At 53.1% G+C, this 24,825-nt stretch carries 25 protein-coding genes; 15 read left to right on the top strand and 10 right to left on the bottom strand.

Going from position 1 to position 24,825, the window contains the following annotated elements; all coding sequences use genetic code 11:
- Positions 1-103: 103 nt before the first annotated feature.
- The 3 genes from AAEY27_RS20795 to AAEY27_RS20785 all read left to right on the top strand — a co-directional run bounded on the left by AAEY27_RS20795 (position 104) and on the right by AAEY27_RS20785 (position 3,166).
- A complete protein-coding gene (locus AAEY27_RS20795; protein WP_342322678.1) occupies positions 104-913 on the top strand; it encodes a hypothetical protein in 810 nt (269 codons plus the stop codon).
- The gene (locus tag AAEY27_RS20790) at positions 897-1,370 is read left to right on the top strand and encodes a hypothetical protein (RefSeq protein ID WP_342322677.1); all 474 of its coding nucleotides are present in this window, start codon (positions 897-899) and stop codon (positions 1,368-1,370) included. Before AAEY27_RS20795 ends, AAEY27_RS20790 begins: the two co-directional genes overlap by 17 nt.
- Before the next feature lie 164 nt (positions 1,371-1,534).
- Positions 1,535-3,166: a Na/Pi cotransporter family protein gene (locus AAEY27_RS20785; protein ID WP_342322676.1), complete on the top strand. Its 1,632-nt coding sequence runs from the start codon at positions 1,535-1,537 to the stop codon at positions 3,164-3,166.
- A 26-nt stretch (positions 3,167-3,192) separates the two neighbouring features.
- Here the strand turns inward: AAEY27_RS20785 and AAEY27_RS20780 are convergent, their stop codons facing one another.
- Entirely contained in the window at positions 3,193-3,471 is a 279-nt protein-coding gene (locus AAEY27_RS20780) for an addiction module antidote protein (protein ID WP_342322675.1), read from the bottom strand.
- Positions 3,464-3,781 (bottom strand): type II toxin-antitoxin system RelE/ParE family toxin, encoded by a 318-nt coding sequence (locus AAEY27_RS20775; RefSeq protein ID WP_342322674.1) that lies wholly within the window; start codon positions 3,779-3,781, stop codon positions 3,464-3,466. The genes AAEY27_RS20780 and AAEY27_RS20775 overlap by 8 nt, the downstream gene beginning before the upstream one ends.
- 240 nt (positions 3,782-4,021) lie before the next feature.
- Here AAEY27_RS20775 and rluF point away from each other — a divergent pair, with 240 nt between their 5' ends.
- Positions 4,022-4,885 (top strand): 23S rRNA pseudouridine(2604) synthase RluF, encoded by an 864-nt coding sequence (rluF, locus tag AAEY27_RS20770; RefSeq protein ID WP_342322673.1) that lies wholly within the window; start codon positions 4,022-4,024, stop codon positions 4,883-4,885.
- On the opposite strand, the gene AAEY27_RS20765 is transcribed toward rluF, so the two are convergent.
- On the bottom strand, positions 4,886-5,158 hold the full coding sequence (locus tag AAEY27_RS20765; RefSeq protein WP_342322672.1) for a DUF3811 domain-containing protein: 273 nt from the start codon (positions 5,156-5,158) through the stop codon (positions 4,886-4,888).
- 97 nt (positions 5,159-5,255) lie between these two features.
- Between AAEY27_RS20765 and AAEY27_RS20760 the strand changes: the two genes are divergently transcribed.
- Positions 5,256-5,594 carry a helix-turn-helix domain-containing protein gene (locus AAEY27_RS20760; RefSeq protein ID WP_342322671.1) on the top strand — a complete coding sequence of 113 codons (339 nt, stop codon included), beginning with the start codon at positions 5,256-5,258 and terminating at the stop codon, positions 5,592-5,594.
- 53 nt (positions 5,595-5,647) lie between these two features.
- Here AAEY27_RS20760 and panS read toward each other — a convergent pair whose 3' ends face one another.
- Together panS and rtcR are read right to left on the bottom strand one after the other, a co-directional pair.
- Positions 5,648-6,589 carry a ketopantoate/pantoate/pantothenate transporter PanS gene (gene panS, locus AAEY27_RS20755; protein ID WP_342322670.1) on the bottom strand — a complete coding sequence of 314 codons (942 nt, stop codon included), beginning with the start codon at positions 6,587-6,589 and terminating at the stop codon, positions 5,648-5,650.
- A 179-nt stretch (positions 6,590-6,768) separates the two neighbouring features.
- Positions 6,769-8,355: an RNA repair transcriptional activator RtcR gene (gene rtcR / locus AAEY27_RS20750; RefSeq protein WP_342322669.1), complete on the bottom strand. Its 1,587-nt coding sequence runs from the start codon at positions 8,353-8,355 to the stop codon at positions 6,769-6,771.
- Positions 8,356-8,829: 474 nt separating this feature from the next.
- On the opposite strand from rtcR, the gene AAEY27_RS20745 reads away from it, so the two are divergent.
- Entirely contained in the window at positions 8,830-9,972 is a 1,143-nt protein-coding gene (locus AAEY27_RS20745; RefSeq protein ID WP_342322668.1) for a slipin family protein, read from the top strand.
- A gap of 61 nt (positions 9,973-10,033) precedes the next feature.
- Entirely contained in the window at positions 10,034-10,819 is a 786-nt protein-coding gene (locus AAEY27_RS20740; protein ID WP_342322667.1) for a nucleotidyltransferase domain-containing protein, read from the top strand.
- A gap of 87 nt (positions 10,820-10,906) precedes the next feature.
- Here AAEY27_RS20740 and lysC read toward each other — a convergent pair whose 3' ends face one another.
- Entirely contained in the window at positions 10,907-12,256 is a 1,350-nt protein-coding gene (gene lysC / locus AAEY27_RS20735; protein WP_342322666.1) for a lysine-sensitive aspartokinase 3, read from the bottom strand.
- Positions 12,257-12,592: 336 nt separating this feature from the next.
- Here lysC and pgi point away from each other — a divergent pair, with 336 nt between their 5' ends.
- The 7 genes from pgi (at position 12,593) to AAEY27_RS20700 (ending at position 19,574) form a co-directional block, all read left to right on the top strand.
- On the top strand, positions 12,593-14,242 hold the full coding sequence (pgi, locus tag AAEY27_RS20730) for a glucose-6-phosphate isomerase (RefSeq protein WP_342322665.1): 1,650 nt from the start codon (positions 12,593-12,595) through the stop codon (positions 14,240-14,242).
- 446 nt (positions 14,243-14,688) lie between these two features.
- On the top strand, positions 14,689-14,931 hold the full coding sequence (gene yjbE, locus AAEY27_RS20725) for an exopolysaccharide production protein YjbE (protein ID WP_342322664.1): 243 nt from the start codon (positions 14,689-14,691) through the stop codon (positions 14,929-14,931).
- 64 nt (positions 14,932-14,995) lie between these two features.
- Complete coding sequence (locus tag AAEY27_RS20720; RefSeq protein WP_342322663.1) at positions 14,996-15,631, top strand: YjbF family lipoprotein; 636 nt, start codon at positions 14,996-14,998, stop codon at positions 15,629-15,631.
- The gene (locus tag AAEY27_RS20715; RefSeq protein WP_342322662.1) at positions 15,631-16,368 is read left to right on the top strand and encodes a capsule biosynthesis GfcC D2 domain-containing protein; all 738 of its coding nucleotides are present in this window, start codon (positions 15,631-15,633) and stop codon (positions 16,366-16,368) included. The genes AAEY27_RS20720 and AAEY27_RS20715 overlap by 1 nt, the downstream gene beginning before the upstream one ends.
- A 2-nt stretch (positions 16,369-16,370) precedes the next feature.
- Entirely contained in the window at positions 16,371-18,461 is a 2,091-nt protein-coding gene (locus AAEY27_RS20710) for a YjbH domain-containing protein (RefSeq protein WP_342322661.1), read from the top strand.
- A gap of 197 nt (positions 18,462-18,658) precedes the next feature.
- Positions 18,659-19,237 (top strand): glycoside hydrolase family 19 protein, encoded by a 579-nt coding sequence (locus AAEY27_RS20705; RefSeq protein ID WP_342322660.1) that lies wholly within the window; start codon positions 18,659-18,661, stop codon positions 19,235-19,237.
- 1 nt (position 19,238) lies between these two features.
- Positions 19,239-19,574, top strand: coding sequence for a hypothetical protein (locus AAEY27_RS20700; RefSeq protein WP_342322659.1), 336 nt, complete (start codon positions 19,239-19,241; stop codon positions 19,572-19,574).
- Positions 19,575-19,627: 53 nt separating this feature from the next.
- On the opposite strand, the gene AAEY27_RS20695 is transcribed toward AAEY27_RS20700, so the two are convergent.
- Entirely contained in the window at positions 19,628-20,137 is a 510-nt protein-coding gene (locus AAEY27_RS20695; protein ID WP_342322658.1) for a GNAT family N-acetyltransferase, read from the bottom strand.
- A 152-nt stretch (positions 20,138-20,289) separates the two neighbouring features.
- Between AAEY27_RS20695 and psiE the strand changes: the two genes are divergently transcribed.
- On the top strand, positions 20,290-20,700 hold the full coding sequence (gene psiE, locus AAEY27_RS20690; RefSeq protein WP_342322657.1) for a phosphate-starvation-inducible protein PsiE: 411 nt from the start codon (positions 20,290-20,292) through the stop codon (positions 20,698-20,700).
- A 99-nt stretch (positions 20,701-20,799) separates the two neighbouring features.
- Here the strand turns inward: psiE and malG are convergent, their stop codons facing one another.
- From malG to malE, 3 genes are all read right to left on the bottom strand, one after another.
- A complete protein-coding gene (gene malG / locus AAEY27_RS20685; RefSeq protein ID WP_342322656.1) occupies positions 20,800-21,690 on the bottom strand; it encodes a maltose ABC transporter permease MalG in 891 nt (296 codons plus the stop codon).
- Between the two features lie 14 nt (positions 21,691-21,704).
- Positions 21,705-23,249, bottom strand: coding sequence for a maltose ABC transporter permease MalF (gene malF / locus AAEY27_RS20680; RefSeq protein ID WP_342322655.1), 1,545 nt, complete (start codon positions 23,247-23,249; stop codon positions 21,705-21,707).
- An 86-nt stretch (positions 23,250-23,335) separates the two neighbouring features.
- Positions 23,336-24,517: a maltose/maltodextrin ABC transporter substrate-binding protein MalE gene (gene malE / locus AAEY27_RS20675; RefSeq protein WP_342322654.1), complete on the bottom strand. Its 1,182-nt coding sequence runs from the start codon at positions 24,515-24,517 to the stop codon at positions 23,336-23,338.
- Positions 24,518-24,825 lie beyond the last annotated feature (308 nt).

Genomic DNA, 24,825 nt, shown 5'->3' with positions numbered 1-24,825 from the left:
TTGTTCCTTTTCATGCGTATGATGAGCAAAGACTTAAAGGCAAGGTTGCTTACTCTTTTGCGGTTCATTTGGCTGTTATAACTTTAATGTAGGTATTATAAAAATGGATATTTATGATATTAGAAAAAGAAATCTCTTGCCGAAGGATTATGAAAACATCCTGGCGCCAGATATCGCGAAAAATATTATCAAAAGAGAATATTTCATAGAAAGCAGCCCCAATAATATGTTGGGCAGTATTGATGGCTACAGCATTAAGCAGCATCACGGTTTTAAATATGGTTTACCGCATGACCCTTTAGGCCACCAAAAAGAAAAATACATTGATAGTCTGATAGATAAAGGCGTGGTGGTGGTGGTGCGCGCGAATGTCAGCGCCCGCAACCGCTTTTATTACCCGTTCTTTATCTCTGAAAGCGCAGAGCTTTTTTGCGTTCAATCCTTGTCATTTAACGCCGTGTTTATCCGCACGATCGTGAACGGTTTTAAGGACAGCGTGGCGATGCATGGGCGCCCGGCGCCGACCCGCAGCAACTTCGTACCGGTCACCCCGGAGTACGGCCCCGGCTACTGGAAAACCAGCGAAACGGACTTTCACGGCGTGAAAAACGCAGCGGTAATGCTGATCAATCGGGCCACCAGCATGGGCGAAGAAGGACGCGTTTTTGGCTCCGACGGCAAAGATTATATGAATACCTCGCGCGACAAAATTCAACTCTGGACGCCCATTCCAACAAGCGTCGCGTCGGATACGCGGGAAATCCTCTATACTCGTTCGGTGATCAGGCGCTATGGTGAAAAACGCACGGTTAATCAGAAATACCTTGAGGGTGATGATGCCTGGACGCAGTCGGGTAAATCATGGCAATGGATTCCAGGCGTAAGGGATGAAGATTATGAATTTAAGAAATAAGATATTTGTATTTTGGGGCATCATGGATGTGCTGGCAGTGGTCGGCTATTTATTCTTTTCGCTGCAAAGTGGCAACGTCCCTTTTTATTCTGACATAAGCGCTTTTTATACCAATTATGCGCAGTTAGGCGTCAGTGGTTTCGCGGGCGGAATAATTCAGTTGCTGTTTTTTGTGAATATCGCCTTGATCGTGTCATTACTGTTTTCCGCCTGGTCGTTTATCGCAAAAAAAGATATCAATACTGTTTTCTTTATTGCGCAGGAAATTGCTCGCGTATTTTCCTTAAAATGCTCAATTGCGTTGATCCCGCAAATTATGCATCTCAGTGGCTTTGGCTCCGCGTGGGGCGCAATTCTGCTGTTTATCCTGTCGGAAGCGTTAAAAATTGGTTCAATCGTTTGGCTTAAACGTAACCGCAACGCGCATTCTGATGCCGCAATTCCGGGGAATAGCTAAACCCCGCCTCTGTCACAAAACCGTCATTTTTTCTTACAACTCACAGGGCGCTTAAGCGGCGTCCTGCATCCGTCTTAGGTTTAAAGCCTTATACTTACTTCATAATGTTGAGGTTATCGAGACCGATAACGGGCAACGCATAACGATAAGGAGAGCCTGATTCCGTGCTGACTTTGCTTCATCTTCTTTCTGCTGTGGCCCTGCTAGTGTGGGGCACGCACATTGTGCGTACCGGCGTCATGCGCGTTTTTGGCGCGCGTTTACGTACCGTACTGAGCCGTAGTGTTGAAAAGAAACCGCTCGCCTTTTGCGCGGGCATCGGCGTAACCGCGCTGGTGCAGAGCAGTAACGCCACCACCATGCTGGTGACCTCGTTTGTCGCACAAGATCTGGTCGCACTTACCCCGGCGCTGGTCATTGTGCTCGGCGCCGACGTGGGGACCGCGCTGATGGCGCGCGTGCTGACTTTTGATCTCTCGTGGCTATCACCACTGCTGATTTTTATCGGCGTGATTTTCTTCCTTGGTCGCAAGCAAACCCGCGAAGGGCAGCTTGGGCGCGTCAGTATTGGTCTTGGGCTAATTTTGCTGGCGCTGGAGCTGATTGTGCAGGCGGTCACGCCCATCACCCAGGCCAATGGCGTACAGGTTATTTTCGCCTCGCTGACTGGCGACATCATGCTGGACGCATTGATTGGCGCGGTGTTCGCCATTATCAGCTATTCCAGCCTGGCAGCCGTGCTGCTGACCGCAACGTTAACCACGGCGGGGATTATTTCGTTCCCGGTGGCGCTGTGCCTGGTGATTGGCGCGAACCTCGGTTCCGGTTTGCTGGCAATGCTGAATAACAGCGGTGCGAATGCCGCTGCTCGCCGCGTAGCGCTCGGCAGCCTGCTATTTAAGCTGGTGGGCAGCTTAATTATTCTGCCGTTTGTTCATGTTCTGGCAAGCGCGATGCAGAAATTACCGCTGCCGGAAGCCGAGCTGGTTATCTATTTCCACGTCTTCTACAACCTGATTCGTTGCCTGGCGATGGTGCCCTTTGCCGGTCCGATGGCACAATTTTGTAAACGTATTATTCGCGAGGAGCCGGAACTGGATGCACGTCTGAAGCCGAAACACCTCGACAGTTCGGCGCTGGATACGCCGACACTTGCATTAGCGAATGCCGCGCGGGAAACGTTGCGCATGGGCGATGCGATGGAGCTAATGCTGGAAGGCTTGCATAAAGTGATGCACGGCGAACCACGTCAGGAAAAAGAGCTACGTAAACAAGCGGATGACGTAAACGTGCTGTATACGGCAATCAAACTGTATTTGGCGCGCATGCCGAAGGAAGAGCTGGCGGAAGAGGAGTCCAAACGCTGGGCGGAAATTATCGAGATGTCGCTCAACCTCGAGCAGGCTTCCGATATCGTGGAACGCATGGGCAGCGAAATCGCTGACAAATCGTTGGCGGCGCGGCGTGCCTTCTCTATCGAAGGATTGAAAGAACTGGATGTGTTGCACGAACAATTGCTCAACAATCTAAAGCTGGCGATGTCTGTGTTCTTTTCCGGTGATATCACCAGCGCCCGCCGTCTGCGCCGCAGCAAGCATCGTTTCCGCATTCTGAACCGCCGTTACGCGCACGCGCACGTTGATCGCCTGCATCAGCAAAACGTACAGAGCATCGAAACCAGCTCCCTGCATCTGGGCTTGCTGGGCGATATGAAACGCCTCAACTCACTCTTCTGTTCCGTGGCCTACGGCGTACTGGAACAGCCAGACGAAGACGACGATCGCGACGAGTATTAACTTCGCCGCGCCTGCGGGCGCGGTGATTAACGTTTTACCGTCAGGCCAATGCCCAATGCTTTCATGACGGTCAGCGTTGTTTTCAGCGTGGGGTTACCTTTTTCACTGAAGGATCGATACAACTGTTCGCGCGATAAACCAGTTTCTGTCGCAATTTGCGCCATCCCTTTTGCGCGTGCCACTACGCCCAGTGCTTTGGCGATATAAGCTGCATCGCCCGTTTCCAGCGCATCTGCCATGAAAACCGAGATCGCCTCGTCATTAACCAGAGCCACTATCGGATCATAAGGTGTCAATTTACTCATGGTAGGTTGCCTTTTGATTTTCAGAGAGTTTTGCCAACCATTTGGCATGGATTATGTCTTTTTGTTGCGTACTTTTATCGCCTGCACATAACAGTACAACAAGGGGCTTTCCGCGCTGGTGGAAATAAATACGGTAACCCGCGCCATAGTGTATATGCAGTTCACTTATCCCTTCTCCGACAGGTTTCACGTCACCTCTCAGCCCATTGGCCAGACGAAAAAGGCGTGCTGCGATAATGGATCTTAATTTGGGATCTGTGAGTTTTGATTCCCAACGCCTGAAAACGTCCGTCTGTAATAGTTCTCGCATAACTTCCCTTGTAATTTATAAACTACATCCGTGAGGTACAAGGAAGAAAGCTTTGCACAGGAAAGAAAAGTGAGGGGACGCTCATTTTTAAGGGTGGAAAAAACCTCGCAGAATTATTTTCTTTTTCACTTAACGAACATGCTTTTCATCGTGTTAGTGCACATTTTCGTTTTTGCAGCGCAAAAATCCGTTTTTCTCTTGTCCTGAAGCCAGTTATATTCCGCCTTTACAGGAGAATTTATGCTGCCAACCCAATCAACACGTTTAAACAAATATATTAGCGAAAGCGGGATTTGCTCACGTCGCGAGGCTGACCGTTATATCGAACAGGGCAATGTCTTCATCAATGGCAAACGCGCCGGGATTGGCGATCAAGTGGTCGCCGGCGATGTGGTGAAAGTGAATGGTCAACTTATCGAGCCGCGAAACGAAGAAGATCTTGTGTTTATCGCGTTGAATAAACCCGTTGGCATCGTGAGTACTACCGAAGACGGCGAAAAAGACAATATTGTGGATTTCGTCAACCACAGCAGCCGTATCTTCCCGATTGGGCGGCTGGACAAAGATTCGCAGGGGCTGATTTTTCTCACTAATCACGGTGACTTAGTGAATAAAATCCTGCGTGCCGGAAACGATCACGAGAAAGAATACCTCGTCACGGTGAATAAACCGGTGACGGACGAATTCGTACGCGGGATGGGTGCCGGTGTACCGATCCTCGGCACGGTGACCAAAAAATGCAAGGTGAAGAAAGAAGGGCCGTTTACCTTCCGTATTACCCTGGTGCAGGGGCTGAACCGCCAAATCCGTCGTATGTGCGAACATTTTGGTTATGAAGTCACCAAGCTGGAACGTACGCGCATTATGAACGTCAGCCTGACGGGTTTACCGCCGGGCGAATGGCGTGACCTCACCGCGGATGAACTCATTGCCCTGTTTAAGCTGATTGAAAACTCGTCATCGGAAGCCAAACCAAAAGCCAAAACGAAACCACAAGCGGCGAAAAAAAACGCGGTGAAAGTGGCGAAGCCGGAAGAGAAAAGCCGGGCGAAACCCGCCAGTAAACGCTTCACCCAACCGGGCAGGAAAAAGAAAGGGCGCTGATCAGCGCCGTCCTCGCGTTTGCGTATTGCTGGACCATGAGAATGTAGCGTTCTCATCCGGTTTATAAGCCTGCTGCTTTTTAACCTGGCGGGCTTTCTTTGCCGTAGCTTCACGCTGCGCCATCAGCTTATCGATGTACTCTTTTTTCACATGATTCGCTTCGGAATTGCTCAGCGGTCGTCCGTGTGCGATGCGGGCGCGATCCAGCAACGTTTTTAACTCCCGTTGCTCACTCTCCGTCATCTCTTTTTGCGTCAGTCTGGTCAGGGCCATGGGACTCTCTCCTCGGGAAGTGCATCGAGTGTACGCGATGCGGGGGCGTTGTGCATGTGCGTTATCGCGATGTTATCGAGCACCATAGGCGTCAAAAATGAAAACGAATTCTCGTTGCCAGATTGGCCATGTTATTCCCGCCGATGCCAATATTTTTGCTGAGTTGGGATTCGACGCTGCCCAGGCAAGCGTGCTTGCAGAGGATGCCGAAAAAGAGGTGATGCAGTTGCTGAAAATCAAACAGCAACTGATGCAGGAAATTTCAGACTGGATAAAGGAAAACAACCTCAAGCAGGCGGAGGTAGCGGCGAAATTAAATATTTCCCGACCCCGAGTCTCTGATGTCGTCAACCAAAAGACCGGCAAATTCACGATGGATGCGCTGATTACCATGCTGGGGAAACTTGGCAAGCCGGTGAGAATTACGGTCGGTTGACAGAAAGCGCAAACCGCCGGATGGGCTAGCGTCATCCGGCAGTTACCTTGCAGTTAACCTTCTTTCACCGCTTCGGTTTTACGCCCGTCGACCGGTTTTCCCGACCAGTAACCTGCCAGTAGCGAGCCGGAAAGGTTGTGCCAGACGGAGAAGAGCGCACCCGGCAGTGCCGCGAGCGGGGAGAAGTAGATTTTGCCCAGCGCTGCCGCCAGACCGGAGTTTTGCATGCCGACTTCAATCGCCAGCGTGCGGCAGGTGGATTCGTCGAAACCGAACAGGCGCCCGCCCCAGTAACCACCGAGCAGGCCGATGCTGTTATGCAGAATGACCGCAACAATCACCACCAGGCCGACAGAGGCGATATAGGACGCAGAACCCGCCACCACCGCGCTGATAATCGCCAGAATACAGACCATCGAAAATGCTGGCAGGTACGGCTCCACCGCTTTGACCACGCGCGGAAACAGATGATGAACCACCAACCCAAGCGCAATCGGGATCACCACAATTTGCAGAATGCTGAGCAGCATGCCCATCACATCCACCTGGATATGCGCATCGACGTACAGGCGCGTCAGCAGTGGCGTGGCGACCACACCGACCAATGTTGAGACAGACGAAATGGTTACCGACAGCGCGACATCGCCTTTTGCCAGGTAAATCATCACGTTCGATGCAGTTCCGCTGGCAACACTGCCAACCAGCACCATCCCGGCGGATAAATCCGGCGGCATTTTAAACAGCAGCGCCAGCAACCATGCCGCCAGCGGCATCACCAGGTAGTGCAGAAAAATCCCCGCCGCCACTGGTGCCGGGCGTGACAGCACGCGTTTGAAATCGTCGATTTTTAGGTGCACGCCCATGCCGAACATAATCAACATCAAAAGCGTGGTGACCCACGGGCCGATAGCGACAAACGTGGGAGGGAAAGAGTAAGCGAGAACAGAGAGCAGCACGGCCCATAACGGGAACAGCCGCGTGAACGTTGCGAGCATTGGGGGGATTCCTTGCGATTATTGTGTTGTGTTTTTTCCCCGTCATACCTCAAGCAGCTGGCGTGGTGGTCGCGGCTCGAATGATTGAGGGGATTATTAGCGGCAGGGTTCAAGCCCAACCATAGTTATTGTTTATCGCGCTAAGGAATATTATTCAAACAAATTATGATGAAGATGTTTTATGTTGCGCCGCGTAGGCTTTCCCAACTCAGCCCAAAGCGCGCGAGATATTTGCGCAGACGATCCGCGTCATTCGGGTTGGCTTTTTTCTGCCGCGAAACGGCAAACAGTTCGCGCCCGGCTTCCGACAATGTCTGGCTGCGGCGACAAACCGCGATGACGGTTTCAAGCTGGCGCTGATCGAACAGATCAAGCGTGCTGACATCCAGCGGAATATCGCTCTGCACAGGCGTCCCGCGCCAGTGATGCTCCAGCCGCTGGATCTCCTCATCGACCAGCGCATCACTAATTCTTCCCTGTTCCGCCAGTGTTGCCATCCGCGCAATGGAGGTGCTTAGCTCGCGAAAATTCCCACGCCACGCCGCATGGGGCGAGCAGGCGAAAGCCAGGTAATGCTCGCGTGCGCCTTTATCGAAGCGGATCTGCATCTGCTGCTCCAGACCGAAACGCTGCAATTCGTACTCAATGTTCGGCGCGATATCTTCCCGGCGCTGCGCCAGCCCCGGCAGGTCAAACGTCCACATATTGATACGCGCAAAGAGATCTTCCCTGAAACACCCTTCATCGACCCACTGCTGCATATCGCGGTGCGTCCCGGCGATCAGCTGGAAATCGCTGTGCACTTCTTTATCCGAGCCAAACGGGAAAAAAGTCTTCTCTTCAATCGCTTTGAGCAGCATCGCCTGCTCATCCAGCCCCAGTTCGGCAATCTCATCCAGAAACAGCACGCCGCCATCCGCTTCACGCAGCAGCCCGGTTCGCGCCTGTTGTGCGCCAGTAAACGCCCCTTTGACATGGCCGAACAGCGTCGACATGGCGTTATCGCCGCGCAAGGTAGCGCAGTTCACCGCGACCAACCGCCCGGCGACCAAATGGCGGGACTGGCGCAACTGAAATATGCGTTTTGCCAGAAATGATTTGCCCGCGCCGGTTGGCCCGGTAAGCAGGATCGGCGCGGATGAGCGCAACGCCACGCGCTCTATCTGATCAATCAGGCGGTTAAACGTGGCATTACGCGTATCAATGCCGGATTTGAGGAACGACACTGACTGCTGCTGCTCGCGCTGAAAGCGGCTGGTCAGCGTGGCGTAACGGCTCAAATCGAGATCGATAACCGAGCACACTCCCGCCGCAATGACCTCGTCTGTGGCGCCTTTCGCCGCCGGGCTGGTTTGCAACAGGCTGGCGGGCAGATAACGCGCTTCGGTCAGCAGAAACCAGCAGATCTGCGCCACGTGGGTGCCAGTGGTGATATGCACCAGGTACTCTTCGTTGTCGGTATCGAATGGATAATGGGTGGCGAAATCGAGGAAGGCGGCATACACCTCCTCAAAATCCCATGGATCGTTGATGGTGATCGCGTGCTTGCACACTTCGGTCTGCGGTGAAAGTTGTTCAATATCCTCCGCCGCTTGCTGCGCCAGCCCTTCATCGCGCGGTTGGTGCAGGAGTTCAAGCCTGTCGACCGGGAAACCGGGCTGCTGGCACAGCCCGACCGTGGGTCGCCATTTGCGAAAACGGTTTTGCCGTTTGCCCCGCTTATCTAGCACGGTTCCCAATACACCAATCACAACCCGACGTTTCATGTTTATCCTGAATGATAAAAAGCGATATCTAAAGATAAGAAAAGTCGTAGCGCATCGCAACGCGCATTCTTAGCCTAAAAAATTAAAACCTCATTTATCAAATAATTAAAAATTTTCTAACGCGTTTTTAGCGTTTGGCACGCTTCTGGCAATAACTACCCCGTCAACATGCTGAATCAGCAGGGGTTATTAAGCCCGCCGGCGCATCAGGAGCGGCACGCGCCGTTTTCCATGAGGCGTTCCGTCAGCGCAAAGACATGTGCGGAAAGTCGGTTATTCAATCGGGTTCGACTCCCGAATTCGCAACCATTATCTCTCCAGATAATCACGATGCAGTACCCGGTCGTCGGGCCGTTAACGATGACCCCCAGCGACCGCCGATAACGGTGCCGGGCAGCAGGCAAAACCGTATTTCCCCTGCGGCTTCGCCCCTGCATCCGCGGTCGTTAAGGCAAATAATTTTAGGAGATAGACATGACCACGAAAATCACAATACGAAAAGGTCAGTTAGGTTTACTGGCAAAAGAGGGCGACTACTACAACGTTTTGGAAACCGGCGAGCATCGCCTGCCATGGTTCAGCAAACCCGAAGTGCTGGTGGTGAACATTGACGGCAGCGAAGTGGCGCCTGGCCTTGCAGAGTACCTGCGCCGCTTCCAGCCGGAGTGGGTGGAGCGTTACTGCCTGATCGCTGATATGAATGATAACGACGCGGGCGCGCTGTATCACAACGGCGTGTTACTGGAAATTTTGCCGCCGTCGACGCGCCGTCTGTACTGGAAAGCGGATGAGACGCTGAACTTGGTACGCATAGATACCCGCGACGTGCGCGTGCCGGTCGATATCCTCAACGCCGTGTTGCAGCCAAAACGCGGTGCCACGGTGAAAGGCCGCGACAGCATCTTAGTGGTGCAGGTTCCGGCCTGGCACGCAGGCGTGCTGAAAGTTGATGGCGAAACCCAGGCGCTGTTACCGGCGGGTTTGAGCGGTTACTGGAAAGTGAACCACCTGGTCGACGCGGAAGTGGTGGATCTGCGCTTGCAGGTATTGGAAGTGAGCGGCCAGGAGATCCTGACCAAAGACAAAGTGACGTTGCGCCTGAACCTTGCGGCGAACTGGCGTTATACCGACGTGTTGAGCGCGTTTGCGCAGTTGAGCAAACCGCTGGATCACCTCTATCGCGAGTTGCAGTTTGCCCTGCGTGAAGCGGTCGGGACGCGCACGCTCGATGAATTGCTGGAAGATAAGCAAATCATTGATGAGTTGGTGAGCACGCAAGTGGCGAACCGCATGGCAGCGTTTGGCATTGAAGTGGCGTCGCTGGGTGTGAAAGACATCATCCTGCCGGGCGAGATGAAAGCCATTTTGTCGCGCTTAGTGGAAGCCGAAAAATCGGCGCAGGCCAACGTGATTCGCCGCCGTGAAGAGACCGCCGCGACCCGTTCGCTGCTGAACACGGCGAAAGTGATGGAGAGCAACCCGGTGGCATTACGCTTAAAAGAACTGGAAACTTTGGAGCGTGTAGCGGAACGCATCGATAAGATCTCGGTCTTCGGTGGTCTGGACCAGGTATTGCACGGCCTTGTAAACATCAAAGGACCTCATGGTGCAGCATAACGATGACTCATTGCTGGCGGCGAATAAAGGCGTGTGTAAAAGAATAAGAAGGATAAAAAAAATGGAATATCAAGGTGTTGATGCCGCCATGCGTGAGCGTGTGCGCCAGGCGTTATGTGAGGTGGAGCGCAAATACGGCGTGAAAGTGCTGTATGCCTGCGAATCCGGCAGCCGCGGGTGGGGATTTGCCTCGCCGGACAGCGATTACGATGTGCGCTTTTTGTATGTGCATGCGCCACAGTGGTATCTGCGCGTCGAGCCGCAGCGCGATGTTATCGAGTTGCCAATCGACGATGAACTGGATGTTTGCGGTTGGGAGTGGCGCAAAGCGCTGGGCTTGCTGAAAAGCGCGAACCCGACCTTAATCGAGTGGCTGGATTCGCCGGTGGTTTATCAGCAGGATGACGCCACGCTGGCGGCGCTGCGCACGCAGGTGCCGCACTGGTTTTCGCCGGTTCGCGCGCGCTGGCATTACTACTCGATGGCGAAGAAAAACGTTCGCCAGCATTTGCAGGATGAGCAGGTGCGGCTGAAAAAGTATTTCTATGTGCTGCGCCCGTTGCTGGCGGTGCGCTGGATAGAAGCCGGAAAAGGCATGCCGCCGATGCGTTTCGCCACGCTGCTGGCAGGCAGTGATTTGGACGCACCGCTACGCGCCGAGATAGACGAATTGCTGGTGTTAAAACAGCGCGCGGGAGAAGCACAATACGGCCCGCGCCGGCCGTTGTTGCATGATTTTATCCACATGGAATTGGCGCGCGGCGAAATAGCGGACGCGTTGCCGGAAAGCCGCAGCGGTAATGTCGGCGATCTCGACCAGTTGTTGTATCAAACGGTGATGGGCTAAGCACTATCGCCGGGTGGCGCTGCGTTTACCCGGCCTACATACACCCGTAGGCCTGATAAGCGAAGCGCCATCAGGCAACAATCATCCTTACTCAAACAAATTATGGTGCAGCTTCTGCACCACTTGCTCGGCCTCTTTGCCCGGTACCAGGAAGCAGAGATTATGGCTGGAAGCGCCATAACAAATCATGCGGATATTGAACGGTTCGAGCACGCCGAACACCTCTTTCCCTACGCCACAGGCTTTCGACAATGCATTTCCAATCAACGCAACCAGCGCCAGATCCTCTTCCACTTCCACCCGGCACAGCGATGACAACTCCGTCAGTAGCGCTTGCGTCAGCAGGGTATCGCCGGTCGATGTTGAACCGGTGGTATCCAGCGTCAGCGCCACGCTGACTTCGGAGGTGGTGATCAGATCGACCGAAATGTTATGGCGCGCCAGGATGCCAAAAACTTCCGCCAGAAAACCGCGCGAATGCAGCATGTTCAGGCTGTGCAGCGTCAGCAACGTTTGCTTGCGACGCAGCGCCAGCGCGCGGAACAGCGGTGGGTTGGTGGTTTCGTTGCACACCAGCGTACCGCCCGCTTTCGGGTCTTTGCTGGAGCCGACAAACACCGGAATATCGCTGCGTACCGCAGGCAACAGCGTTGCCGGGTGCAGCACTTTCGCGCCGAATGTCGCCATCTCGGCCGCTTCTTCAAACGCAATCTCATCAATGCGTTTCGCCGACGGCACAATGCGCGGGTCGGTGGTATAAATGCCCGGCACGTCGGTCCAGATATCAACGCGCGCAGCGTGCAGCGCTTCACCCAGCAGCGCGGCGGTATAGTCGCTGCCGCCACGGCCAAGCGTGGTGGTGCGGCCTTTGGCTTCGCTACCGATAAAACCTTGTGTGATCACTAAACCTTCGGCGAGACGCGGAGCCAGTTGCTGCGTGGCAAGCTCGGCCAGCGCGGCGATATCCGGCTCGGCGCGGCCAAAACGATCGCTGGTGCGCATCACTTTGCGCACGTCAAACCATTGCGCCTGTGCGCTACGTTCACGCAGCACTTCAGCAAACAGCAGGGTCGACATCAGTTCGCCGTGGCTGACCAGTTCGTCGGTCAGGGCGGTTGAGGTCGCCAGTGAAGCGGCTTCAGCAAGGGTAGTGATATTTTCCAGCAGACGTTCGATCTCTTCGCGAATCACAGCCTGGTTGGTCATGCGTTCCAGGATATCGAACTGAATTTTGCGAATCGCGTCGAGTTTGACGAAGCGTTCAGTGGCTTCCAGCCCTTCAGCCAGGGCGACCAGCAGATTGGTGACGCCGGCGGAAGCGGAAAGGACAACCAGGCGAACGCTGGTGTCAGCAAGCACCACGTCCGCACTGCGGTTCATGGCATCGTAATCGGCAACGCTGGTGCCGCCAAATTTAGCGACAACGAAACTCGTCATAACAACCTCGGTAATTTTACTTTCTCGGCACAGCGGGGCCTGGGTAAAACGAACTGTAGGCCGGATAAACGAAATGCCATCCGGCGAAAAGCATTCAGTAAATAGCGCATTTATAAATAAAGGGTGAGCGGGCATACTGTCAACGCCGGGATTATGCGGATTTTTCATGCTGCTTTTGCTGTTAGTAAAATGACTTATGTTGTGCTTGTTTTCGGCGGTTTTCGCGCATGTTCTGCCCGTTGCAACCAGGGCCTCGGCACAAAAACCATCACAATTTTCCCTCGCAGGCGCTACAATCGACCGCAGTCACGATTCTCAAATCAGAAGAGTATTGCTATGAAAAACATCAATCCAACGCAGACCTCTGCCTGGCAGGCATTACAAAAACACTACGCTGACATGAAGGACGTCACCCTTGCGGATCTCTTCGCAAAAGATGGCGACCGTTTTAGCAAATTCTCCGCGACCTTCGACGATCTGATGCTGGTGGATTACTCCAAAAACCGCATCACGCAAGAAACCCTCGACACCCTGCTTGCACTGGCCAAAGAAACCGATCTGGCCGGCGCCATCAAATCCATGTTCTCCGGTGAAAAAATTAACCGCACCGAAGATCGCGCCGTACTGCACGTCGCGCTGCGCAACCGCAGCAATACGCCTATCGTGGTCGACGGCAAAGATGTGATGCCGGAAGTGAACGCTGTGCTGGAGAAGATGAAAACCTTCTCTGAAGCGATCATTTCAGGTAGCTGGAAAGGCTATACCGGCAAACCGATCACCGACGTGGTGAACATCGGTATTGGTGGTTCCGACCTCGGCCCGTTTATGGTGACCGAAGCGCTGCGCCCGTACAAAAACCACCTCAATATGCACTTTGTTTCTAACGTCGATGGTACGCACATCGCCGAAGTGCTGAAAAAAGTGAACCCGGAAAGCACCCTGTTCCTGGTGGCGTCAAAAACCTTCACCACGCAGGAAACCATGACCAACGCCCATAGCGCGCGCGACTGGTTCCTGAAAACTGCCTGTGATGAAAAACACGTGGCGAAACACTTCGCAGCGCTCTCCACCAACGCGAAAGCGGTGGGCGAGTTCGGTATCGACACCGCGAACATGTTTGAATTCTGGGATTGGGTTGGCGGCCGTTATTCTTTGTGGTCCGCGATTGGTCTGTCGATCATTCTGTCCGTCGGTTACGACAACTTTGTTGAGCTGCTCAGTGGCGCGCATGCGATGGACAAACATTTCTCCACCACGGATCTTTCGAAAAACCTGCCGGTGCTGCTGGCGCTGATCGGCATCTGGTACAACAACTTCTTCGGTGCGGAAACCGAAGCGATTCTGCCGTACGACCAGTACATGCATCGCTTTGCGGCCTATTTCCAGCAGGGCAACATGGAATCCAACGGCAAATACGTTGACCGTAACGGCAACACGGTGGATTACCAGACAGGCCCGATTATCTGGGGCGAGCCGGGCACCAACGGCCAGCATGCGTTCTATCAGCTGATCCATCAGGGAACCAAAATGGTGCCGTGCGATTTCATCGCGCCGGCTATTACGCACAACGCGCTTTCCGATCACCATCAGAAACTGCTTTCCAACTTCTTCGCACAAACCGAAGCGCTGGCGTTTGGTAAATCCCGCGAGGTGGTTGAGCAGGAATATCGCGATCAGGGGAAAGATCCGGCTACGCTGGAACACGTTGTGCCGTTCAAAGTGTTCGAAGGCAACCGCCCAACCAACTCCATCCTGCTGCGTGAAATCACCCCGTTTAGCCTGGGCGCGCTGATTGCGCTGTATGAGCACAAAATCTTTACGCAGGGTGCAATCCTCAACATCTTCACCTTTGACCAGTGGGGCGTTGAGCTGGGTAAACAACTGGCGAACCGCATTCTGCCTGAGCTGGGCGATGATAAATCCATCTCCAGCCACGACAGTTCAACCAATGGTTTGATCAACCGCTACAAATCCTGGCGCGGTTGATTCAGCAAGCGTCGCTTCGGCGGCGCTTTTTTTTGCCCGCCGAATATTTTTAATTCCCGCCCCTAAATATCCGTATCGCAATCTCACGGATATATAAGTAATTCCAATATCGTTATTTTATTTATGGCTTAATTATCGGGAATATTCCGACGTGATAGCGCCGATATCATTCATCAGGTTTATCTGAAAAACAGGACAATTGCCGTATCGTTTACTATAAATTTTAGGACTAGCCTTATTGTGTCATGTTTGCGTCATTATTTAATTATTTGAATTACATCACATTTTTTAAATGTGTCTACTCCAAATAAACGCTATGGGACAATGTTCCTAAAAGGTTCCCCGCTATTTCCCGATGCGTAATTCATATGCTTGAGTTGTGTATACTCCATATCGCCTGAGTTTTTTCAGGTAAATCTCCATTCATTCAATGAAGGGATATTGATATGAAAAAAGTCCTGTATGGCATTTTTGCCATATCCGCGCTTGCGGCGACTTCTGCTTTTGCGGCACCGGTGCAAATCGGTGAAGCGGCAGGGTCCGCGGCGACCTCTGTTTCTGCAGGTAGTTCTGCAGCAACGAGCGCCAGCACCGTAGGTTCTGCGGTTGGTGTTGCTCTAGCAGCAACCGGTGGCGGCGATGGCTCCAACACGGGGACCACGACCACCACCACCACAAGTACTCAGTAATAGCGAGTGCATTAACTATAACCACACTTCGGTGTGGTTATTTCGCCCCTTTCGGAGAAGAGTCGTGAAGCGACCTGGTATCATATTGATTTGCCTGCTCCTTCAGGCATGTTCGGGCCACATCAAAGGCCTCGGGAATTCACTTTGGAATAGCGTATTTGGCACGCCGGGCGTGCAGCTGACCGATGAAGACATTCTTAATATGCCGTACGCCAGCCAATACATGCAGCTAAACAATGGCCCGCAACTGTTTGTCGTGCTCGCTTTTTCCGAAAACGGACAACAGAAATGGGTGACGCAAGATCAGGCCACCATCGTCACGCAAAATTATCGCATCGTGAAAACGCATCTTGGCGGCGACAACCTGATTGATATGAACAACCTGGCATCTGACCCTCTGGCGAAACCGAATCAAATTATCGATGGCACCAGTTGGACGCGCACGATGGGCTGGACCGAACACAAGCAGGTGCGTTACGCCACCGCCCGTTCCGAATTCCACTGGAACGGCACCGACACGGTGAAACTGGCGGGTGATGAAACGCACGTGCGCATTCTCGACGAAGATGTCACTACCGATAACAAAAGTTGGCGCAACCGTTACTGGGTGGATGAAGAAGGTGTGATCAGGCAGTCAGAGCAATATCTTGGCGCGAACTGGTTCCCGGTGAAAACCACACTGATTAAGGCGGGCAAATAATGAAAATACGCGCTCTCCTTATGGTGTTATCAAGCCTCGCCTCACCGCTGGCGCTGGCTGTCGGAACGGTAGATGTCTATACCGCAGGCGACAGCACTCCCAAAAAATTATCGAATGCCGAACGTTTGATTGACCTTGTCGGCCAACCCCGGCTGGCAAATAGCTGGTGGCCAGGCGCGGTGGTCAGTGAACGCCAGGCGACCATTGCGCAGCAGGCGCGCCACCAGGCGTTGCTGGCACGGCTCAGCGCGCTGGCGGCGGACGAAAGCGGCAACAGTGCCGCCGCAATCAATGCGTTACGTCAGCAACTGCAAGCGGTGAAAGTGACTGGCCGACAAATCGTCGAACTGGATCCTGATTATCTGCGCACGCACCGCCTCGCCAACCGACCATTGCAAGGGGAGTACACCCTGTGGGTGGGACCGCAGCCGACTTCTATCACCATTGTTGGCCTGGTCAGTAGCCCAGGTAAAAAGCCGTTCACACCGGAGCGGGATGTGGTGAGTTACCTGGATGATCAGAGCCTGTTGAGCGGCGCGGAACGCAGCTACGCCTGGGTGATTTATCCCAATGGTAAAACGCAAAAGGTACCGGTGGGTTACTGGAACCGACGTCACGTGGAGCCGATGCCCGGCAGCGTGATTTTTGTCGGTTTTGCACCGGGTTTGTGGAGCAACGAGTATGACGAGCTCAATGCCGACATTCTTCAGTCCCTGTCGCATCGGATACCGGAATAATAATGAAAAAATCGTTCGTAATAAGCATGTTGGCGTTGGGAATTAGCGCCGCCTGTCACGCAGAATCTTATCCGGACCCGATTGGCCCTTCGCAATCGGATTTCGGCGGTGTGGGTTTGCTGCAAACCCCGACGGCGCGCATGGCGCCGGAAGGCGAGCTGAGCCTGAACTACCGCGACAACGACGAATATCGCTACTACTCCGGTTCGGTGCAGCTTTTCCCGTGGCTGGAAACGACACTGCGCTACACCGACGTGCGTACGCGTAAATACAGCTCGGTCGAATCCTTCTCCGGTAATCAGACTTATAAAGATAAAGCCTTCGATCTGAAATTACGCCTGTGGGAAGAGAGTTACTGGTTGCCGCAGGTCGCCATTGGCGCGCGCGATATTGGCGGTACAGGGCTGTTCGATGGTGAATATTTGGTGGCGAACAAAGCCTGGGGGCCGTTCGATTTTTCTCTCGGTATCGGTTGGGGTTACCTCGGCACCAGCGGCAATATTAAAAACCCGCTCTGTTCGTATGACGTGAAATATTGTTCGCGTAACAACGATCTGAACACCGCGGGCTCTACGGATACCAGCCAGTTGTTCCACGGCCCGAGCGCGCTGTTCGGCGGTGTGGAATATCAAACACCCTGGAATCCGCTGCGTTTGAAGCTGGAGTATGAAGGCAATAACTACACGCAGGACTTCGCCGGTGACTTACCGCAGCGCACCAAGGTGAACGTGGGCGCCATTTATCGCGTGGCCGATTGGGCCGATATCAACCTGAGCTACGAGCGCGGCAATACCTGGATGTTTGGTTTCACTCTGCGCAATAACTTCAATAACTTGCGCCCGTCCTACAATGACAACGCGCGGCCGAAATATCAGCCGCAGCCGCAAGATGCGATCCTGCAACACTCGGTAGTGGCAAATCAGCTTACGCTGCTGAAATACAACGCGGGCCTGGCCGATCCGCAAATTCAGGTGAAAGACGATACGCTGTATGTCACCGGTGAACAGGTGAAATATCGTCATACCCAGGAAGGGGTTGAACGCGCAAACCGCATCATTATGAATGACTTGCCGGATGGCATTCGCACCATTCGCGTGACGGAAAACCGCCTCAATATGCCGGAAGTGACCACCGAAACGGATGTCGCGAGTCTGAAACGTCATCTTGAAGGCGAACCGCTGGGACACGATACCGAACTGGTGCAAAACCGTGTCACGCCGATCGTGCCGGAAAGCACCGAGCAGGGCTGGTATATCGATAAAACTCCGTTCGATTTCCATATCGATCCGGTGCTTAACCAGTCCCTCGGCGGGCCGGAAAGTTTCTACTTGTACCAAATTGGTGCGATGGCCACCGCCGACTGGTGGTGGAGCGATCACTTGCTGACAACCGGCAGCTTGTTCGTCAACCTTGTCAACAACTACAACAAATTTAACTACACCTCCAGCGACTCGGCGCTGCCGCGCGTACGTACCCGCGTGCGTGAATACGTGCAAAACGACTATTACGTCAATAACTTGCAAGCCAACTATATGCACTACCTGGGCAATAACATTTATGGCCAGGTCTATGCCGGTTATCTGGAAACGATGTTCGGCGGGGCGGGTGCAGAACTGTTGTGGCGTCCGGTGGATAGCCACTTTGCGTTCGGTATTGACGCCAACTATGTTAAACAGCGTGACTGGCGCAGCCCGCAGGACATGATGAAGTTCAGCGATTACAGCGTGAAGACGGGCCATTTCACCGCCTATTGGACGCCGTGGTTTGCTGAAGATGTGCTGATCAAAGCAAGCGTTGGTCAATATCTGGCGGGCGATAAAGGCGCGACGCTGGAAGTGGCGAAACACTTCGACAGCGGCATTGTGGTCGGTGCGTATGCGACGAAAACTAACGTCTCCGCGGCGCAGTACGGGGAAGGGAGCTTCACCAAAGGGGTGTACGTCTCTGTTCCACTGGATCTGTTCAGCACCGGCCCAACTCGCAGCCGTGCCGCCATTGGCTGGACACCGCTGACGCGTGACGGTGGTCAGAAACTGGGTCGTAAGTTTGACCTGTACAGTTTGACCAGCGATAAATCGATTAACTTCCAGTAATGATTTATTTCCCCTCATCTTCTCTCGCTAAAAAGAGGAGATGAGGGGTTCATTTTTTAATTATTTCTCTATCCACACATTTAAATATTCTGGCAATAGAATTCATTCGCTGATGTAAATCAAAGTAGCCATAAAAAATATCTGACAACGTATCCAGCGTTATTTCATTCACTCACTACAGGATGTGGGGGTTAACGATGATGGATATTAGTGCTGATATGCTTTGGAATATAGCCAGACATTATAATCACAAAGAAAGCTTGCTTAATTCTCAATATTATAATGTTCATGCAATCGCACCGCATTTGAATAACTGGTTTACTATTTATCGAATTAATACAAAGCTCAGGGTCGCACATTTTCTTGCACAGGCTTGCGTTGAGACCGCGAACTTCGCGCAGTTAACAGAGGTGCCAAAGTATGGCGGCAAGGAATATGACTATGATACGGCTATCGGTCGAGGGTTAGGAAATACGCAGCAAGGAGATGGCCCCACATTCATTGGTCGTGGGCTGTTACACCTTACCGGCAGGGAAAATTACGATAAATTTGGTAAGACATTCAACAAAGATTACGTTAACAACCCAACCCGCGTCGGCACAAACCCTTATGTTGCCGTCAAGGCCGCTTGTTACTATTGGGATTTGCGAAATGTAAATGCCGCAGCAGACAGAGACGATATAAACAAAGTCACGCTATTAGTGAACGGTGGCTATAATGGGCTTCAGGAAAGAAAAAATGCCCTGGTAAGAGCAAAAAGAGAATTAGGTATTTAATATGAGAATCTTGACTGCACTAATATTTTGTTTATTGTTTTTTCCTGCCGTTAATATCTCGGCAGCAGAAATGAAATCTTCACTTGCTTGTAAAGGCGAAGCGCTAAAGGAGTCAAACAAACTACTCGCCTACTTTCGTGATAATGACAGCAGAATAGTTATTGATGATAAGGTTTCGCCGCTAAATAAAATAACGAACCCGGGAAATAAATTACAGCATTTCGATGTGTTAGAAACGTGGGGCTATATTTATAAAGGTAAATACAGAATGCGATTTATTTTTCTTCCTGACTGCACATTGCTTGGCGAAGAGATTTTAGAATACACAAATCCATAAATTTAACGCCTGCGCATTCGGGAAGCGCTGTTAACGACGCTTCCCGCAAAAAGTTAAATATGTCTACCCAAAATATGCAGCGTGCTTTGCTGGGACGGCGTGCTAAATACGACATCTTTAATATGTGCCAACCCCTGGCGGGTATAAAAACGCCGCGCTTGTGGATTGGCATCCAACACTTCCAGCCAGAAAAAGGTTTCCCCTCGTTTTTTCGCCAGGCGCACCATCTGTGCAAACACCTGTTCGCCGTAGCCTTTGCCCGTTTCGCCGGGGAGAAAATAGAGTTTATGCAGTAATGTTCCCGCCGGGCCGTTGTCTTCGACGGCGCAATGCCAGGAGACTTTCGCGAAACCTACCGGTGCCGGGGCGAGCGCGATAAACCAACTGCTGGCCTCGCTTTGCAGGCTCTTTTGCAGCACCGGCAGGGAATACTCTTGTTGCAAAAAAGCGGCTAATTCACTTTTTTCACGCCACAGAGGGGCAAAATGGTGCGTGTAACTGGCATAGCCCATTTCACTTAACAACGCCGCGTCGTCTGTGTTCGCCTTACGTACTGTCACCATTCTCTTTTTGGCCTTCTGCGTCGAAATTTCAATGACGCATCTCATCACGAGGCGTTATGCAAGATAAGTAAAAAAAGTAGATCTGGATCACATTTCCGGGATATACAAAGGGGTCTCCACATACTTTTCTCCCTGAACAACGAGGTGCTGTTATGACGTCGCTAACTCGTCCGCGCGTTGAGTTTATTTCGACCATCTTGCAGACCGTGCTAAGCCTGGGCCTGCTGGCGCTGGGTTTGATCCTGATTGTCTTTCTGGGGAAAGAGACGCTGCATCTGGCAGATGTGCTGTTTTCCCCGGTACAAACCAGCAAATATGAGCTGGTGGAAGGACTGGTGGTCTATTTCCTCTACTTCGAATTTATCGCCCTGATTGTGAAATACTTTCAGTCCGGTCTGCACTTCCCGCTGCGCTATTTTATCTATATCGGTATTACCGCGATTGTCCGCTTGATCATCATCGATCATCAGTCGCCAATGGATGTGCTGATCTACTCAGCGGCGATCCTGCTGATGGTGATCACGTTATGGTTGTGCAATTCATCACGGCTGAAGCGTGAATAAAAAAAGGCGGCCTTTAAGGCCGCCAATGACTTCACAAGTTAGCGTTAATACAAGTTGAGGGTGCAGTGGCAATAACTTCAGTAATAACAACGATGAAACTTAACCTTTCACACCGCCTGCGGTTAGGCCGTTAACCAACCAGCGCTGAGCCAGCAGGAAAACCAGCGTAATCGGGATGGCGGAGAGCACCGCCGCCGCGGCAAAATCGCCCCACAAATAGTTTTGCGGATTGAGATATTGCTGCATGCCGACCGCCAGCGTGTAGCTGTTCACATCGCGCAACAGCAGTGACGCGACCGGCACTTCGGTGATGGCGGCGATAAACGACAGAATAAACACCACCGCGAGGATCGGCACCGACAGCGGCAACAGCACCAGGCGGAATGCCTGCCACGGCGTTGCGCCATCCAGCGCGGCCGCTTCTTCCAGCGATCCGTCGATGGTTTCGAAATACCCTTTGATCGTCCACACATGCAGCGCAATTCCGCCGAGATAAGCGAAGATCACCCCACCGTGTGTATTCAGCCCAATAAACGGAATGTACTGGCCGAGGCGGTCAAACAATGCATATAACGCCACCAGCGACAGCACCGCCGGGAACATCTGGAAAATCAGCATCCCTTTCAGCAGCGTCGCTTTGCCGCGAAAACGCATGCGGGCAAAGGCGTACGCGCAGGTCGTGGAGAGCGCGACAATGCCCACGGCGGTGATCCCGGCGATTTTCACCGAGTTCCACAGCCACAGCAGCACCGGGAACGGCGGCGGTGTGACGTGTCCGTCGGCGTGTTCGACGCTAAAGCCCAGCGCCAGTCGCCAGTGCTCCCACGAGATATTTTCCGGGATTAAGCTGCCGGTCGCGAAGTTGCCTTCACGCAACGAAATGGCGACGACCATCAGCAGCGGAAACATAATGGCGGCAATAAACACCAGCAGTAACGCGTGGGTGATAAACAGTCGCAGCTTTTGCGATTTCGCCTGCACCATAGCCATAATTTTCGTCCTCCTTAATCGAATTTCATGCGCGTGGCTTTCAGGTTGACGATAGCCAGCGCGCCCACCAGCAGGAAGATCAGCGTGGCGATGGCGGCAGCAAGCCCAAAGTCCTGACCGCCGCCGCCTTCAAAGGCGATGCGGTAGGTGTAGCTCACCAGCAGATCGGTATAACCCGCTGGCGTGGTGGTGCCAATGCGATCCGGCCCGCCGTTGGTCAGCAGTTGGATCAGCACAAAGTTATTAAAGTTAAAGGCGAAGCTCGCGATCATCAGCGGTGTCAGCGGCTTGATCAGCAGCGGAAACGTGATGCGGAAAAAGTTCTGCAACGGCCCGGCGCCGTCCATCGCCGACGCTTCATACAGATCGTCGGGGATCGCTTTCAGCAGGCCCATGCAGAGGATCATCATGTAGGGGTAACCGAGCCAGGTATTCACAATGACGATCATCGCGCGGGCGGTTGTCGGATCGCTAAACCACGCCGGTTTGATGCCAAACAGCGCGCTCAGCATCATGTTGATCTCACCGAAACTCTGGTTAAACAAGCCTTTGAAGATCAGGATCGAAATGAATGACGGCACCGCATAGGGCAGAATCAGCAGCACGCGATAAATCGCTTTGCCTTTTAGGGATTCCCACTGCACCACGCAGGCCAGCACCATGCCCACGGCCACGGTGAGCACCACGGTGAGCACCGAGAACAGCACCGTCCAGACGAAAATCGCGAGAAACGGTTTCTGAATGCCTTCATCAACAAACACGCGGGTAAAGTTATCCCAGCCGATGGTCACGGTATAACCGGGGCTGAGTTTTTCGCTGCCCCAACTGCCGTCGGCGTTAATCGCCTGAAAGAAGCCAATCTCATTGTTCGCGCGGTATTTGGCACCGCTCTGGTTGTTGAGCAGCGTGCCGTCCGGTTCGACCTGGTAAAGTGGGCGCGTACCGGAGAACTGGCGCAACGAACTCATGGCGACTTTGCTCTCGTCCGGCAAAATTGCGGTGAGTTGGTTCAGCGCCTGGCGGTTTTGCGTAATGACACGCAGATTGGCGCGTTCACCTGCGGGCAAGTTCGCCACTTCTTTTAACGTCAGTTGCTGTTCTGTGCCAGGTTTGAACGCGTCAGAGAGGTAATTTTTGCCGCTGTCACCGTCGGTCAGCGCCAGTTGCCAGGTATCGCCCGCCGGGTAAAGCCCGAAGTTATAGGCTTTTCCCGCCTGATATGCGCGATCGAGCAATACCTGCTGCGCGCGCTCCTGCGTTAACTGGTTAGTACTGCTGTAGTTGGTGAACGCGATGGCGATGGTGCAAATCAGCGGGAACAGAACAAACAGCCCCATACCTGCCACGCCGGGGTAAACATAGCGCCAGGCGTAGGCCTTGCGGTTCGCAAAAATGTAGAGGCCCGCCGAGCTAAGCACGAGCGTGGTGATGGCAAAAAGGTATTCCCCCTGGGCATACATCATGACGACAAGGTAAGCCACTAAAAGCCCAATTAAGGTGATGGCGGCCCACGCAACTTTTGAGCTTTGCCACCAGTGGCGTTTTCTTACAACATCCATGGGAACATCCTTTTACAACGGTGAAAACGAGTGTCAGGTGGCGCTGCGCTTACCTGACCTACGATGAGCGCCACCTGCCATGCTGCTTACTTCGTGATACGGCCCTGCGCGTCTTTCAGCGCGGCGTCAACGGTCTGGCGACCGCTAACGGCATTGATAACGGCGGTGCGAGTGGCGTACCAGAAGGCGGCCATTTGCGGAATGTTCGGCATGATTTCGCCGGTTTTCGCGTTATCCATCGTGGCGGCAATGCGCGGATCTTTTGCCAGTTGTTCCTGGTAGGTTTTCAGCGCGACCGCGCCCAGCGGTTTGTCTTTGTTCACCTCTTCCAGACCTTGATCGGTCAGCAAGTAGTTTTCGAGGAACTCTTTCGCCAGTTCTTTGTTCGGGCTGGCGGCGTTAATGCCAGCGCTCAGCACGCCGACGAACGGTTTAGACGGCTTGCCGTTGAAGGTCGGCAGTGGCGCAACGCCGTAGTTGATTTTGCTCTTATCAATGTTTGCCCACGCCCATGGCCCGTTGATGGTCAGCGCGGTTTCGCCTTTGTTGAACGCCGCTTCGGCAATCGAATAATCGGTGTCGGCATTCATGTGTTTGTCTTTAATCAGCTTCACAAGGAAGCCCAGGCCAGCTTTCGCGCCCGCATTATCGACGCCGACATCTTTCACATCATATTTGCCGTTTTCATACTTGAAGGCGTAACCACCATCGGCGGCAATCAGCGGCCAGGTGAAGTACGGCTCTTGCAGGTTGAACATCAGCGCGCTCTTGCCTTTCGCTTTCAGCTCTTTATCCAACGCCGGGATCGCTTCCCAGGTTTTTGGCGGGTTAGGCACAAGGTCTTTGTTATAAATCAGCGACAGGGATTCCACCGAAATCGGGTAAGCGATCAGCTTGCCGTTGTAACGCACCGCGTCCCAGGTGAAAGGGAACAACTTGTCCTGGAAAGCTTTATCCGGGGTGACTTCCGCCAGCAGGCCCGATTGCGCGTAACCGCCGAAACGGTCATGTGCCCAGAAAATAATGTCCGGGCCATCGCCCGTTGCCGCAACCTGCGGGAACTTCTCTTCCAGTTTGTCCGGGTGTTCAACGGTCACTTTGATGCCGGTATCTTTCTCGAATTTCTTACCCACTTCGGCAAGGCCGTTATAGCCTTTATCGCCGTTAATCCAGATAACCAGCTTACCTTCTTCAATTTTGGCGAGGGCAGAGGCAGAGAACACCATCGTCGCCAGTGCGGACAATGCGAGGCCTGTTTTGATTTTCATATATCCCGTCCTTTAGGTGATGTGCTCGTGGATACGCGCAAGGTGGTTTGACGGGGGTTAGTCTCCTTTGTTGACAAGCGCTTCTCATCCTCCTTAACCCTACGCCCCTGGGGTGATTTGTGTGATCTCTGTTACAGAGATTTTTATTATGTGTGTCAGCGCACACAATATTGCGCCGTTTTTTGCAAAGCCCGTCACGAAAATGCCCGCTGCCCGCCCGCCAGGGGGGCAGAGCAGCGCGCCTCATCCTCCCGCCTCCTCCCCCATAAAAAACCAGGGGGGTGGAGGATTCCCCCGCTGAATCGATG

The organism is Kosakonia sp. BYX6 (genome assembly GCF_038449125.1).
In the GTDB taxonomy this organism is placed as follows: Bacteria; Pseudomonadota; Gammaproteobacteria; order Enterobacterales; family Enterobacteriaceae; genus Kosakonia; species Kosakonia calanthes.
This window is presented reverse-complemented; position numbering and strand designations above follow the sequence as displayed.